Annotated in this window: 12 protein-coding genes; 5 read left to right on the top strand and 7 right to left on the bottom strand. The window is 45.7% G+C overall.

Annotated features, from left to right (window positions below):
* Positions 1–14 precede the first annotated feature (14 nt).
* Complete coding sequence (locus tag BLT53_RS20420; protein WP_090237944.1) at positions 15–716, bottom strand: TerC family protein; 702 nt, start codon at positions 714–716, stop codon at positions 15–17.
* Positions 717–1,022: 306 nt separating this feature from the next.
* On the opposite strand from BLT53_RS20420, the gene BLT53_RS20415 reads away from it, so the two are divergent.
* From BLT53_RS20415 to BLT53_RS20405, 3 genes are all read left to right on the top strand, one after another.
* Positions 1,023–1,847 carry a YihY/virulence factor BrkB family protein gene (locus tag BLT53_RS20415; RefSeq protein ID WP_090237941.1) on the top strand — a complete coding sequence of 275 codons (825 nt, stop codon included), beginning with the start codon at positions 1,023–1,025 and terminating at the stop codon, positions 1,845–1,847.
* A 92-nt stretch (positions 1,848–1,939) separates the two neighbouring features.
* Positions 1,940–2,971: a sporulation integral membrane protein YtvI gene (gene ytvI / locus BLT53_RS20410; protein WP_090237938.1), complete on the top strand. Its 1,032-nt coding sequence runs from the start codon at positions 1,940–1,942 to the stop codon at positions 2,969–2,971.
* Positions 2,972–3,153: 182 nt separating this feature from the next.
* Complete coding sequence (locus tag BLT53_RS20405) at positions 3,154–4,176, top strand: acyltransferase family protein (RefSeq protein WP_090237934.1); 1,023 nt, start codon at positions 3,154–3,156, stop codon at positions 4,174–4,176.
* Positions 4,177–4,222: 46 nt separating this feature from the next.
* Here BLT53_RS20405 and hutG read toward each other — a convergent pair whose 3' ends face one another.
* The 5 genes from hutG to hutP form a co-directional block, all read right to left on the bottom strand.
* On the bottom strand, positions 4,223–5,170 hold the full coding sequence (gene hutG, locus BLT53_RS20400; protein WP_090237931.1) for a formimidoylglutamase: 948 nt from the start codon (positions 5,168–5,170) through the stop codon (positions 4,223–4,225).
* The gene (gene hutI, locus BLT53_RS20395) at positions 5,163–6,419 is read right to left on the bottom strand and encodes an imidazolonepropionase (RefSeq protein ID WP_090237928.1); all 1,257 of its coding nucleotides are present in this window, start codon (positions 6,417–6,419) and stop codon (positions 5,163–5,165) included. The genes hutG and hutI overlap by 8 nt, the downstream gene beginning before the upstream one ends.
* 11 nt (positions 6,420–6,430) lie before the next feature.
* A complete protein-coding gene (gene hutU / locus BLT53_RS20390; protein ID WP_090237925.1) occupies positions 6,431–8,092 on the bottom strand; it encodes a urocanate hydratase in 1,662 nt (553 codons plus the stop codon).
* 16 nt (positions 8,093–8,108) lie between these two features.
* Positions 8,109–9,641, bottom strand: coding sequence for a histidine ammonia-lyase (gene hutH / locus BLT53_RS20385; RefSeq protein ID WP_170834451.1), 1,533 nt, complete (start codon positions 9,639–9,641; stop codon positions 8,109–8,111).
* A 122-nt stretch (positions 9,642–9,763) separates the two neighbouring features.
* Complete coding sequence (gene hutP / locus BLT53_RS20380) at positions 9,764–10,198, bottom strand: histidine utilization transcription antiterminator HutP (RefSeq protein ID WP_090237919.1); 435 nt, start codon at positions 10,196–10,198, stop codon at positions 9,764–9,766.
* Positions 10,199–10,382: 184 nt separating this feature from the next.
* On the opposite strand from hutP, the gene BLT53_RS20375 reads away from it, so the two are divergent.
* Both BLT53_RS20375 and bcaP read left to right on the top strand, forming a co-directional pair.
* The gene (locus tag BLT53_RS20375) at positions 10,383–10,841 is read left to right on the top strand and encodes a hypothetical protein (protein WP_139168443.1); all 459 of its coding nucleotides are present in this window, start codon (positions 10,383–10,385) and stop codon (positions 10,839–10,841) included.
* A gap of 122 nt (positions 10,842–10,963) precedes the next feature.
* Positions 10,964–12,346 (top strand): branched-chain amino acid transporter BcaP, encoded by a 1,383-nt coding sequence (gene bcaP / locus BLT53_RS20370; protein WP_090237914.1) that lies wholly within the window; start codon positions 10,964–10,966, stop codon positions 12,344–12,346.
* Positions 12,347–12,382: 36 nt separating this feature from the next.
* Here bcaP and BLT53_RS20365 read toward each other — a convergent pair whose 3' ends face one another.
* Entirely contained in the window at positions 12,383–13,726 is a 1,344-nt protein-coding gene (locus tag BLT53_RS20365; protein ID WP_090238101.1) for a TrkH family potassium uptake protein, read from the bottom strand.
* Between the last annotated feature and the right edge of the window lies 1 nt (position 13,727).

Raw genomic sequence — 13,727 nt, 5'->3', positions numbered from 1 at the left:
TTTTTTCGTTTCGTTTAGACACCGCTTTCGCGCTGATTCGCCGGTTCTGCAGTTTTCCTGCTGCCCGAACGTTTCTTTAGCCAGCCAACGAGAGCCACAGCAGCAATGATTACAATTTCAAAACCGTACTTTATGAATGGATTGCTGAAATATTCTTTCAGGAACGGTTCACCAACGATCATCTTCGCGGCTGTCCAGGCAAGAATAGCAGCCCCGATAGTAATAATGAATGGAAACTTGTCGATCAATTTTAAGAACAATGTACTGCCCCAAACGACGATCGGAACAGAAATCAATAAACCAAGAACAACGAGCAAAAAGTCTCCATGCGCTGCTCCTGCCACAGCCAGCACATTATCAAGACCCATAACCGCATCCGCGATAATAATGGTCCGGATAGCCGCCCAAATACTGTCCTGTGCTTTAATGTCGTGGTCTTTTTCCTCTACCATGAGCTTATAGGCAATGTAAATTAAGATCAGGCCACCTGCCAAAAGCAGGCCAGGAACTTTAAGCAGCCATACAACGGCCAGTGTTGCCAATGCACGAATCACGACCGCTCCGACCGTTCCCCAGATGATAACCTTCTTTTGCTGTTCTTTTTTCAAATTTCTTGCTGCAAGCCCTATGACAATCGCATTGTCGCCTGCGAGTACCAAGTCAATAATGACAATGGATAAGAGCGCAGACAGAAATTCGGTTGAAAAAAAATCCATCAGTGAATATCCTCCTTGATTTCCAGCTCAAACACCGTATGATTAGTCAAAAACACATAAAATAATTTCAAATTCTTTTTTTATCATCTCTTAAAAAGCGGGGAGACATGCATCGTCCATTTCCCTATCGCAACTTTGTCCTTCACCTCTCAATTCTGCTTTTTAAGAATTTTGGCACGTTAAAGTATACGGTTCAACAGGCATAAGGTTTCAATCATTTTTTAGGCGGCGAAAAAATTTGACCTCCACGTCTCTTTAGCTGAAACAAGGGGAATACTGGAGCTAGCGAGGCAAAAGGAGCTTGTTATGATTGTATTTCTGAAAGAATTGAAATTGCGTTTTTTTGAAGATAAAGTGTTCGATTTGTCGGCACAGCTTGCTTATTATTTTTTGGTTTCTCTATTTCCGTTTTCGTTTTTGGTGTTCTCCATACTGGGCTTTCTGCCGATTTCGTCGTCCTCCGTACTGGAGCTTATCCGGCCATTTGCTCCTGTTCAGGCATTTAACCTGCTGGAATACAACTTGATTTCGGTTCTTGATCAAAGCCGCGGGGATATTTTTTCAATCAGTCTGCTGGTCACCCTCTGGCTGTCCTCAATCGGCATTCTCGCTATTATCCGTGTATTCAATCAAGCGTATCATGTAGAAGAGAACCGGCCGTTTATCAGGGAACTGCTCCTGGGAATCCTTTTGACCATCGGCCTGGTTATTGCAATCGTTTCATCATTGCTGCTTCCCGTCTTTGGGAGCTCGATTGGCATCTTTTTAGCCAATCACCTTGGATACAATCACCCAGCTTTTCATTTCTGGGCAACGACCCGATGGACATTGGGCTTTGTGATCCTCATGGTTATGTTTATTTCCCTATACCTTATCGCCCCAAATGTTCGCTTGAAATTAAAACATGTTCTTCCCGGCGCTTTCTTTTCAACCATCGGATGGCAGCTGATTTCCCTTGGTTTTTCCTACTATGTGACTTTGTTTGATTATCGTCAGATATATGGAAATCTTGGTGCTTTGCTGACGCTGATGATCTGGTTCTACCTGTCCGCCATGATTCTTATTCTTGGGGGACAGCTCAATGCCATCCTGGTTACCATGCACCAAAGGAAAAACTCGCAAAATTCATGAGATTACCAATATTACAGATTGACTTTTTATCCGTTCCATATAATCATTTAATTAGAGAGAAAGTTATTCTACATAGAGGATGATGTACAGAAATGCGTCTAAAGAATGTAATTATTATTATTGTGCTGCTGGCTGCAGCCATTTTTCTTATTCCTTACAGCATTCCATTGATTTTAGCCCTTGTGACCGCTTTGGTGCTTGAACCCGCGATCAAACTTTTTATAAACAACTTTAAGATTAAAAGGCTGCTGTCCGTAACGATTGTGTTTATTTTATTTCTTGCCGGATTCGGCATTTTTACCTACTGGCTGACGACCACACTTGTTGTTCAAACGATTGATTTTCTTACGATGGTTCCGAAGTATGCAGTAAAAGTATTCAGTCTGATTGAAAAAGATTTATATAAAGTAGAAAAGCTCTATGCCTCCCTTCCTCCTGAAGTCCTTTCGACTGTTCAGAATGCCTTGGACGGGTTTAAGAATTATGCCGGGAGCTTTGCGACCAAACTGACCAACGGCATCATTGCGGTAGCGGCTGCCATTCCTCAGCTGCTGCTCTACCTTATTATTTATCTGGTTGCTTTATTTTTAATTTCACTGGATCTCCCGCGGCTTTTTGCCAACTTTCTCAATTTGTTTACAACCTCTGCGAGGGAAAAGGTGGAGCTCGTCTTTACCCAGCTGTCCAGAGCAACTGTAGGATTTATCCGTGCCCAGCTGATCTTAAGCTTTATCACCTATGTGCTTGCATTAATCGGCCTCTTGATTCTGGATGTCAAATACGCCGTTCTGATTGCTTTATTCATCATTCTTGTCGATATCCTCCCTATACTGGGTACCGGATCGTTTATCGTTCCCTGGGCGATCTACAATTTTATAGTAGGTGATGACTTCCTTGCGATCGGCTTGATCATCATGTTTGTTGTTCTTACAGTAATCCGCCGTATTATCGAGCCCAAGATTCTTGGCTCCAGCCTTGGAATTTCAGCGCTTGCCGCACTGATCAGCCTCTACCTTGGCTTCCAGCTCCTCGGCTTCATCGGACTAATTGTCGGGCCGGCACTTGTCATTATCTATGAAGCTCTGCGCAGTGCAGGATTTATTAAGATTAAAATTGATTTTTAAGCTCTTTTTAAGAAAAGAATGGTATGGTAAAAGTACAAACTCCCGTTTGTACTTTTTTTATTTATAGGTTAGATTACCAGTCATTTATGGGAATTATAGAAAGAGATACAAAAAAACGGACCCTGCTCAAAAAAAAGAAACGAATAACTATATTTGCACGTCTTGTAAACGTTGGAGGAATTATGGCAACCCAAGTAAAAGAACGAGACTATTATTTTGACAATGCACGCTTTATTTTAATTTTTTTGGTTGTGTTCGGACACTTTATTTCTCCGATCAAAAGCCAAAGTGATTGGCTTTACACCATCTATAATTTCATCTATACCTTCCACATGCCGGCATTTATTTTAATCTCCGGATTTTTCACCAAAGGAGTACTGAAGGACGGATATCTTTCCAAAATCTTCAGGAAGATTCTTGTCCCGTACATCGTTTTCCAGTTAATCTATTCATTTTTTTATTATGATCTTTATAATAAAAGTGAAATGAAGCTTAACTTTTTCGATCCACATTGGGCGCTATGGTTTCTGTTAAGCCTTGTATTTTGGAACATCCTTTTAAAGGTCTTTGTAAAAATGAAATACCCGCTGCTCCTCGCGGTCGGCATCGGAATTGCGGTTGGTTACATTACAGAAATCGGGACTTACCTAAGCCTTCTGCGAACGTTTGTCTTTTTTCCGGTTTTTCTCTTGGGCCACTATTTGACCAAACGGGATTTTAAACAAATTCTTAAGCCATCCATACGAATCGTTTCGGGGGTTTTTCTCGTACTCATGTTTTTGGCTTATCATTTCTTTATTCCTGATCATGCCAAGGACTGGCTCCTGTCTTCTTCTTCCTATGCGGATATATTGGGGCATAATGAATGGTATGGCGGTTTAATCAGGCTCGGCTTGTATGCGGTAATGTTTTTATCAACGTTCAGCTTTCTGGCCATTATACCGAAACGAAGATTTTTCTTTACCGAATTCGGAGAGCGGACGTTATATATCTATCTGCTGCACGGTTTTGTTTTGAAATATCTGTTTACAACTGATCTGTTCTCAACAATCGAGGACAACAATTATTATGTCATGCTCCTTGTCCTCGCTGTGATCATTACTATGTTCCTGGCCAGCAAGCCTGTAATTGCACTTGCTCAACCGCTTATCGAGCTCCGCTGGTCCAAGCTGAACCGGATGCTGAAAAAGGAGGAAAAATCATAATAAAAACCATCCAGAGCCATTCTTCTGGATGGTTTATTCCTTTTTATCAAGAGCGATACAGAAGAAACTGAAGGATCAGGAAAGCTGCCAGCCGGCTGGTCATATCCCTGAAATCAAGGGTTGGATCCACCTCGACAATATCCATCCCCTTAACATCCGGGCAGGTGGAGAGGTATTGTACACCCTGAATAAGCTCATCACTGGTCATTCCTCCTGGTCCGATCGCTGGACACCCCGGAGCAAACGCCTGATCCAGGACGTCCATATCCACTGAAACATAAATGCATGAAACCTTGGATTTAAGAGTACGAACACTCTCCTCCAAAAGCCTCCGCACTCCCAAACGATTAACTTCATTCATGGAGTAGACCGTAATGCCATTTTCTTTGGCATAGTTCGTATACATTATGCCATTTGAAAAATCCCGGATTCCGATTTGAATCAGATGCTCTCCTTTAATATCATTTCCTTCTATTAATTGGCGGAAGGGTGTACCATTGGAAGGCCCCCCATCTACAAGATTTCGGAGATCATGATGGGCATCAAACTGAATAATCCCGACCGGTCCTTTATTCTTCCTAAAGGCTTTAATGCTCGACGCACTGATGGAATGGTCCCCGCCCAGGATAACAGGAATGATATCCGGATTGCGTTCGAGCACTTCTTGGATCACCTGTACAAACCTGTTCTGTGTTTCTTTCAGATCTGTTACATGGGGAGTGATGTCCCCAAAATCGGTAATGACCACAGACTCAAGGTCCTTATCCATTTCCACACTGTAGGTCGTAAACGAATGCAGCATTTTTCGAATCACTTCAGGCGCCAAGGCAGCCCCCGAGTGGGATATGGAGGTCTTGGATAAAGGAGCTCCAATCAAACCAATCCCTGTTGCCGGAATGCCGTTCCAGGCTTTTAGCAATTCACCTGCTTTCGTTATTCCACTATCCTTGAATTTAGGTTCGCTGGCGGGAAGAAGATAACGGATATCAGGCATAGGAATGCTTCCTCTCCCCTGCTTTCCTGCCTTTTTTCCATACAGTGTTTACGTGGTTTACACCATAATGGTAAGGAAGGTATTGATAGTTTGGAGCATCCCATAACACAATGTCTGCCCATCTTCCCACCTCGATCGCACCGGCTTCGTTCCCTCTTCCAATGGCATACGCAGCATTTACCGTTACCGCATTCCAAATTTCCTCCGGCTTCATTTTAAGCCGCAATGCGGCCAAATTCATGATAAATTGAAGGTTTTCAGTCGGTGAACTTCCTGGGTTGAAATCGGTTGCCAAGGCGACAGCACCGCCTGCTTCAATAATGCGTCTGGCAGGTGCATAGCTGTCTTTGCCCAGATAAAATGTTGTCCCCGGCAGCAGGACGGCAATAGTCGGTGCTGTTCCCAGCATGGATATTCCTTTTTCGGAAACACCAACGAGATGATCAGCCGTAATCGCTCCGATTTCACACGCCATTTCCGTTCCGCCAAGAGGGTCAATTTCATCTGCGTGAATTTTGACCCCATATCCCATCTCTTTGGCAGAGGCCAAAAATTGGCGGGATTGTTCAACCGTAAAGACTCCTGTCTCGCAAAAAATATCTACAAATTCCGCAAGTCCTTTTGCTTTAATTTCCGGCAAAAGGTCAAGCATGCTTTTCAGAAATGCCTCAGCCTCCCCTTTATATTCCGGGGGCAGGGCGTGGGCACCCAAAAATGTAGAGACGATGTCCATTTCATGCGCCTCATTTAATAATTTTACCACCCTTAGCTGTTTTAGCTCCGTTTCCCTGTCCAGTCCATAGCCACTTTTTGCTTCTATGGTGGTGACGCCCAGGTTCAGGCTCCGGTCAAGATGGAACAGCCCCTTTTGAAAAAGGGCTTCCTCACTTTCTGCTTTTGTGGCTTTTACAGTGGATAAAATGCCGCCTCCCCGGCTCAATATTTCAAGGTAGGACATCCCCTGCTGCTTTAATGCCATTTCGTGTTCCCGTGATCCTCCAAAAACAAGATGGGTATGGGGGTCGACCAGGCCAGGGGACACGACTTTACCGCTACAGTCTATTCTTTCTTTTGCCTCTATTCCTTTTGCTTCTTCGGCACTTCCGACAAAAGTGATTCTTCCATCTTTTATTCCCAGCGCAGCTTGCTCCATTACAGGAAGAACGGCCATGTCACTTCCCCGTTTTGGGCCTTCTGAACCCGTAATTATCAGCAGCTGGCCGATAGGTGTGAGTAGTGTATCCAGCATTGTTTTTCCTCCTATTCCTGCAGCATTGGCATATGAATTCCTTTTTCTTTGGCGGTCTTCTTGGCCAACTCATATCCTGCATCCGCGTGCCGGACGACGCCCATGCCGGGGTCTGATGTAAGCACCCTTTCCAATCTTTCAGCTGCTTCATGAGTACCGTCGGCCACTATCACCATACCGCTGTGCAAGGAATATCCCATTCCCACTCCTCCACCATGATGGAGCGAAACCCAGCTTGCTCCATTGACAGAGTTAATCAGTGCATTCAGGATCGGCCAGTCCGCTACGGCATCGCTCCCATCCCGCATGCTTTCGGTTTCCCGGTTTGGAGAAGCTACCGAACCACAATCCAGATGGTCCCGGCCGATGACGATTGGAGCAGACAGCTCTCCCTTTGCCACCATTTCATTGATGATACGGCCAAATTTTGCCCGTTCTCCATATCCTAGCCAGCAAATTCGTGAAGGCAACCCTTGAAATTGAACTTTTTCCCGGGCCATTCTTATCCAGTTGCACAAATGCGTGTTGTCAGCAAATTCTTTGAGAATGACTTCATCCGTTTTATAGATATCCTCCGGATCACCTGACAATGCCACCCATCTAAATGGGCCTTTCCCTTCACAGAACAATGGCCGGATGAAAGCAGGAACAAACCCAGGGAAAGCAAAGGCATCTTTTACGCCTTCATCAAATGCCACCTGTCTGATGTTGTTGCCATAATCAAACGTTATGGCTCCTTTTTCCTGCAGGTCGAGCATGGCCTGAACGTGAATTGCCATGCTTTCTTTAGCTTTCTTAATATACGCTTGGGGATCTTCCTTGCGAAGGCGAGCCCCTTCTTCCATAGTCATTCCGACAGGTAAATATCCATTTAATGGGTCGTGGGCTGACGTTTGGTCGGTCACGAGCTGCGGAATTTCATTTCGTTGCGCAAGCTGTGGCAAAAGTTCTGCGGCATTGCCTAACAAACCAATGGAAAGCGGACGCTTTTCAGCCATCGCTTTTTTGGCCATCATCAATGCCTCATCAAGATCAAGAGCGAGCACATCGCAATATTTTGTATCAATTCTGCGCTTAATGCGAGAAAGATCACATTCAATGGCAATAACCACACCCCCGTTCATTGTAACGGCCAGCGGCTGTGCCCCTCCCATACCTCCGAGTCCCGCTGTAACGGTAAGCGTCCCTTCGAGCGAACCGTGAAAGTGCTTGCGTGCCGCTTCCCCAAACGTTTCATACGTACCTTGAAGTATCCCCTGTGTCCCAATATAGATCCAGCTTCCCGCGGTCATCTGGCCGTACATCATAAGCCCTTTTCCATCAAGCTCACGAAACGTTTCCCAGTTGGCCCAGGCAGGAACGAGGTTCGAGTTGGCAAGAAGCACTCTTGGGGCATCACTATGAGACTTGAAAACGGCAACAGGTTTACCAGATTGAATCAGGAGGGTTTCATCACTTTCCAGCTCTTTTAACGCGGCCACAATTTTTTCATAGCTCTCCCAGTTTCTGGCCGCTTTTCCGATTCCTCCGTAAACGACCAGTTCCTCCGGCTTTTCTGCCACTTCTGCATCCAGGTTGTTCATGAGCATCCTAAGTGCAGCTTCCTGTACCCATCCCTTTGTATGAAGTTTATTTCCTCGTGGAGCAGAGATTCGTTGAATAGTTTCTGACATGTTACATTTCCTCCTTTTATCGTTGCATTTCTTTAGGATTTTCACCGGACACATTAATGAGGCTGTCCCATCGATTGTGTTTGAGCCATTCGTTCATTCTTTCGATATCATTTGAAAACATACGGTCCGAAGTAATCGGCGGGCAAATCGAACTGGCCTGTTCATAAATTTTTCTCGTTATCGGAGCCATCCGGTCAATTCCTCTGAACCTTACCGCTTGAAGAGCACAAATGAGTTCGATAGCAAGCACCCTTCTCACATTTGTGATGATCTGGTAAGCATGTCTGGCGCCGATCGTTCCCATGCTGACATGGTCTTCCTGATTGGCCGACGAGGGAATGGAATCGACACTGGCTGGATGGGCCAGCGTTTTATTCTCAGAAACAAGAGAGGCTGCACAATATTGCATAATCATGGCACCCGATTCGAGCCCGGGATTCGGGCTTAAAAAGGCGGGGAGATCACTAAGCTGCGGATTCACCATCCGCTCAATGCGCCGTTCCGAAATGTTGGCAAATTCAGCCATGGCGATACTGAGAAAATCCATCGCCAGCGCTACTGGCTGGCCATGAAAATTCCCGCCTGAAATGACCTTCCGTCCTTCATCAAAAATAAGGGGGTTGTCTGTCGCTGCATTGATTTCGATTTCAAGTTTTTCCTTTACATAGCCCAGCGCCTGCCAGGAAGCTCCATGTACTTGAGGAATACAACGGATGGAATAGGCATCCTGTACCCTTGCTTCTCCCTGTCTGGTTGTCAGCCCGCTCCCTTCCAGGTAGGATAGGATCCGCTCTGCAACCTCACATTGTTCCCTGTAGCCACGGGCGAGATGGATATCTTTATCAAAAGCATCCGTAATGGCCGTTAACCCCTCCATCGTCATTGCTGCAATGGATTCCGCCTGGCTGGCCAGCTGTTCGGCCTCCAGATAGGCAGCCACCCCTTGGGCAGTCATGGCCTGCGTACCGTTGATCAATGCCAGCCCCTCTTTTGCTGTAAGGGTAAGCGGCAGAATTTCCTCCTGAAGCAGAGCGTCCATCGCAGGAATTCGCTTTCCGTGATACCACACCTCCCCTTCCCCGATCAATACGAGAGCCAGGTGGGAGAGCGGAGCTAAATCGCCGCTTGCCCCGAGAGATCCCTGCTGGGGGATAACCGGGTGAATCTGATGGTTAACGAGCTTCAGCAACGTTTCAACCACAGCTGGTCTGATCCCAGAGTAGCCCTTCAGCAAGGCATTAGCACGCAAGACCAGCATTAGGCGGCTGACCTCTTCCGGAAACGGTTCCCCTACCCCGCAGGCATGACTTCTGATTAAATTCATTTGCAGCTTTTCTGTATCTTCAGGCGCAATATATACATCACTTAGCTTGCCAAAACCGGTGGTGATGCCATAAATCACTTCTCCCTGATCCACAATCCGCTCAACCGCACTCCGGCTCTTGCCTACCCTTTCCATACTTTTTTTACAGGCAGCAACCTGTTCACCGTCTTTCATGATTCGTTTTGTTTCCTCAAGTGTCAGCGTATTTCCTGTCAAAATAACCATGGCGATTCTGCTCCTTTTTCCCTTTAATGAAGTGCAAACAAAAAGAGGCTGCATTTAAAGAAACAGGCACACCTGTTTTCTTAAAATACAGCCCCCTGATCACTAATCACTATGGGCTTTTGTTATATGTGGTTAATACCGAGTCCAATGGCTTCATGCTCAAGTCCCTTAACGGGGGCGCCAATGGTTCCATATAATGCTACAGCAATCCATTCTCCTTCTTCCGGCTGCTCATACGGTTGGCCTCTGACCACTGTAAATCGCAGACCGACGGTGCGAAGAACAGTTCCCAGCTGAACCTGGCCGCGTGTTACACCATGAAGCGCTTCCATAATCGCATGATAGAGCGCATGGGTCTCCCGGTAGACACTGCCGTTGATCACTTCATTCTTCTTGGCCGCTGTTTCAATCGCCGCAACAATTTTATTGGATTCCATAGAGCCTACCTTGCCGCTGCAATGAATCCAACCCAGTTCCTCCACGCTTTCCTGCCGGCCTTCATCCAGCACATATAGCATGGCAATCTTGCCAATTCGCTTTTGTTCTGCCAGTGACATCCTACCACTTCTTTCGATCTTTCCACTAATAGCTGAGTACTATCCCCAGTTTATTCGTTTCTGAATTGTTCGTCAATTCCCTTTCAACAACTTATCACTTTAGCGAATCAGCACAATCCAATGTATAAACTAGCAATCTAGCGGACAAGCTGTAGGTAATAATTCATGAAAGAGAGTGGTAGTGTTGATAACTGCACAAAAAGAGATCGTACGAGCCACCATGAAACGGCAGCCTGTTAAAAATGAGAACAGCACTGATTTTTTTATCGGGTATGATGAGCAGGATACACCTTTTCTTATTCTACCAACGGCACCTGGGTTATTGCTGGAGGATGAATGCTATGGTATATCTTTTCAACGTGATGAGTTTAATCCTTACAAATATCACCTGGATACGCATATTGCACCCGTTGATCTGAACAAGATCCGGATGTTTATTGATCATCTGGCTTTCTTTTTCGGTCCTGACCATAATATGCTCAATGCTTACCTTCAGGCGCCCGGATATCAGGCTTACGTCTGCTGGAGTGAGAAAAAACAAGGAGAAATGATTCGGGAAACCTTAATGAAATATGGAGCCGTGAATACAGAAGACGAAAAGAAGAAGTATAGTGACCTCCTCTCCCAGCTTCTCGGCAGTTAACATAAGATGGTAACTTTTCTCACTTTTGAATCTGTTGACAAGCAAGTAAATCGACAATATACTACAAATAGTTTGAAATTATAAATTTTCAATATTTTCTATCATTTTGAATGGAGGCATCTATGAATATACTTCGAAAAAAGTCCATTTCCGAAATGTTGGCACAAAGTCACCAAAAAGGGCTAAGCCGCTCACTTGGGGCTTTTGACCTTACCTTGCTGGGTATTGGCGCTATAATCGGCACCGGGATCTTTGTTTTAACAGGAGTGGTTGCTGCTGAACATGCCGGACCGGCCCTGATTCTTTCGTTCATTATTTCTGGACTGGCCTGTGCTTTCGCTGCTTTCTGTTATGCCGAATTCGCGTCAACGGTCCCCATTGCAGGGAGTGTTTACACTTACACCTATGCAACTCTTGGAGAAGTATTTGCCTTTTTAATCGGCTGGGACCTTATGCTTGAATACTTGCTGGCGACTTCTGCAGTTGCCACCGGCTGGTCCGCCTATTTCCAGTCACTGATCGCAGGATTCGGTCTTCACCTGCCTGCAGCACTGGCCTCCGCTCCCGGAACAGGAAAAGGCGGTATAATCAACCTTCCTGCAGTTATAATTATCTTGATCATCACAACCCTGCTGAGCAGGGGTATTCGCGAAAGTGCCCGTGTAAATAACATCATGGTTTTCATCAAGCTCGCCGTTATTATCTTGTTTATCGTGGCAGGAATCGGTTATGTTAAACCGGACAACTGGACTCCATTTATGCCGTTTGGATTCCAGGGTATCGTTGCCGGTGCCGCTACCGTATTCTTTGCTTATATAGGTTTTGATGCGGTTGCGACCGCTGCAGAAGAGGTCAAGCGCCCACAGCGTGATTTGCCGCTGGGAATCATCTGGTCACTTGCAATTTGTACCGCACTGTATATTATCGTATCACTTGTTTTAACGGGGATGGTGCCCTTTTCCAAGCTTAATGTGGCAGACCCGGTTTCTTTTGCACTTCATTTTGTAGGACAGGATTCTATTGCCGGTCTTGTATCGGTGGGTGCCATCACAGGGATTACCACAGTGCTTCTCGTCATGCTTTTTGCACAGGTGCGTATTTCCTATGCCATGAGCCGGGATGGATTGCTGCCCCCAGTCCTTTCAAAAGTTCATGAAAGGTTTAAAACACCGTTTAAAAACACATGGCTGACTGGATTTGTAGCAGCAGGTATTGCCGGATTTATCGATTTGACCACCCTTGCCCACCTCGTGAACATGGGCACATTGTCTGCTTTTGCACTTATCGCTGTTGCTGTTTTGGTATTAAGGAAAACCCACCCGGATCTTAAACGTTCGTTTAAGGCCCCGTTTGTGCCAGTTCTGCCGGTCCTGACCGTCATCTTCTGTGTGTACTTGATGATCAGCCTTCCGGCCATTACATGGATTTCTTTTGTGATTTGGATTTCTATCGGGTTCATCATCTATTTCCTTTATGCCCGCCGGTCAAGCAACCTGAATAAGTAAAAAAAAGCGTGTGCGGAACTATCCCGCACACGCTTTTTATCCTGTAAACAGATCCCCATCCGGATATCGGATATTTGATTTATCGGGTCTGGCAATTGAAAACGCCAGGGTAAGCGGCCCGATTTTCCCCAGGAACATCACGCAAATAATAATAATCTTTCCAAACAAGGTCAATTTAAAGGTAAGTCCCATGGTAAGCCCCACTGTACCAAATGCAGAAACCACTTCAAACAGAATCGTTAAAAATGGAGCTTTCTCCGTCATGGCCAACAGCATGACCCCCGTAAATACAAGCAGCATGCTGATGGTGGCAATGGCGAGTGCACGAAGAATGATCCCTGTTCTTATGCTCCGCTTCAGAACGGTAACTTCTTGTTTACCCCGCAAAAACGTAAGCACTGCAAAAATAATCACAATAAACGTCGTCAGCTTGATTCCTCCACCCGTAGAAGCACTTCCTGCCCCAATAAACATCAGCATGATCATAAAGAGAAGTGAATCCTGTCTCATGCCACCAATATCTATCGTATTGAATCCTGCCGTTCGAGGTGAAATCCCCTGAAAATAGGCAGCCCATATCTTCTCTCCCGATGATAATGGACCAAGCGTATGCGGGTTGTTGTATTCAAACGTGTAAAACACGAGAATAGAAATAATGTTGACGATCAGTGTGCTCCAAATCATGATTCGAGAGTGCAGCGATAATTCTTTCCACTTTTTGCTGTACCATAGGTCAACCAGTACGGTAAAACCAATCCCTCCGGTAATGATCAACAAGGTGATAACTAGGTTGACCATCGGATCACCCACATACCTTACCAGATTGTCGGGCCACAGCCCAAAGCCTGCATTATTATAGGCGGCTATGGTATGAAAAATACTGTAGTAGATTCCTTTTCCCCAGCCTAGATCCGGCACCCAGCGAAAGGAAAGGAGAATCACTGCAATGGCCTCAATCGACAGGGAAAAGATGAGAAGATTTCTGACCAGGCGGATCACTCCGCCGATGGATGGCTGATTTAAGGCTTCCTGCATGATCAGCCGCTGTTTAATACCAATTCGTTTTCCCAGCATAATGACAACGAGAACGGCAAAAGACATGATTCCGAGCCCTCCCACCTGTATCAGAAAGAGAATGACAATCTCCCCAAACAAGGTAAAGGTAGAGCCGGGATCAACCGTCACCAGGCCTGTCACTGTAGCTGCAGACACCGCCGTAAAGAATGCATCAATCCAGCTGACCCCTTTTTCAGATGCTATAGGAAGCTTAAGCAGCAATGCACCTGCCAGCACAAGCACCAAGAAAAGAAGCGCAAGGATTTGAGGCGGATTGAGCTGAATCGGTTCATACAGGAAGCGCCTCCGCTTTTGTACTTTCAGA

It is taken from the genome of Fictibacillus solisalsi (genome assembly GCF_900103485.1).
Lineage (GTDB): Bacteria > Bacillota > Bacilli > Bacillales > Fictibacillaceae > Fictibacillus_C > Fictibacillus_C solisalsi.
Note: the sequence above shows the minus strand (reverse complement) of the source record. Positions and strands in the feature narration are given on the sequence as shown.

What these genes read in the sequence shown, in the direction of transcription:
- ytvI (WP_090237938.1), top strand. Translation starts at nt 1,940, where the DNA reads ATGCGTCTAAAGAATGTAATTATTATTATTGTGCTGCTGGCTGCAGCC.
- hutG (WP_090237931.1), bottom strand. Translation starts at nt 5,170, where the DNA reads ATGCCTGATATCCGTTATCTTCTTCCCGCCAGCGAACCTAAATTCAAG.
- BLT53_RS20420 (WP_090237944.1), bottom strand. Translation starts at nt 716, where the DNA reads ATGGATTTTTTTTCAACCGAATTTCTGTCTGCGCTCTTATCCATTGTC.
- BLT53_RS20415 (WP_090237941.1), top strand. Translation starts at nt 1,023, where the DNA reads ATGATTGTATTTCTGAAAGAATTGAAATTGCGTTTTTTTGAAGATAAA.
- hutU (WP_090237925.1), bottom strand. Translation starts at nt 8,092, where the DNA reads ATGTCAGAAACTATTCAACGAATCTCTGCTCCACGAGGAAATAAACTT.
- BLT53_RS20405 (WP_090237934.1), top strand. Translation starts at nt 3,154, where the DNA reads ATGGCAACCCAAGTAAAAGAACGAGACTATTATTTTGACAATGCACGC.
- hutH (WP_170834451.1), bottom strand. Translation starts at nt 9,641, where the DNA reads ATGGTTATTTTGACAGGAAATACGCTGACACTTGAGGAAACAAAACGA.
- bcaP (WP_090237914.1), top strand. Translation starts at nt 10,964, where the DNA reads ATGAATATACTTCGAAAAAAGTCCATTTCCGAAATGTTGGCACAAAGT.
- hutP (WP_090237919.1), bottom strand. Translation starts at nt 10,198, where the DNA reads ATGTCACTGGCAGAACAAAAGCGAATTGGCAAGATTGCCATGCTATAT.
- hutI (WP_090237928.1), bottom strand. Translation starts at nt 6,419, where the DNA reads ATGCTGGATACACTACTCACACCTATCGGCCAGCTGCTGATAATTACG.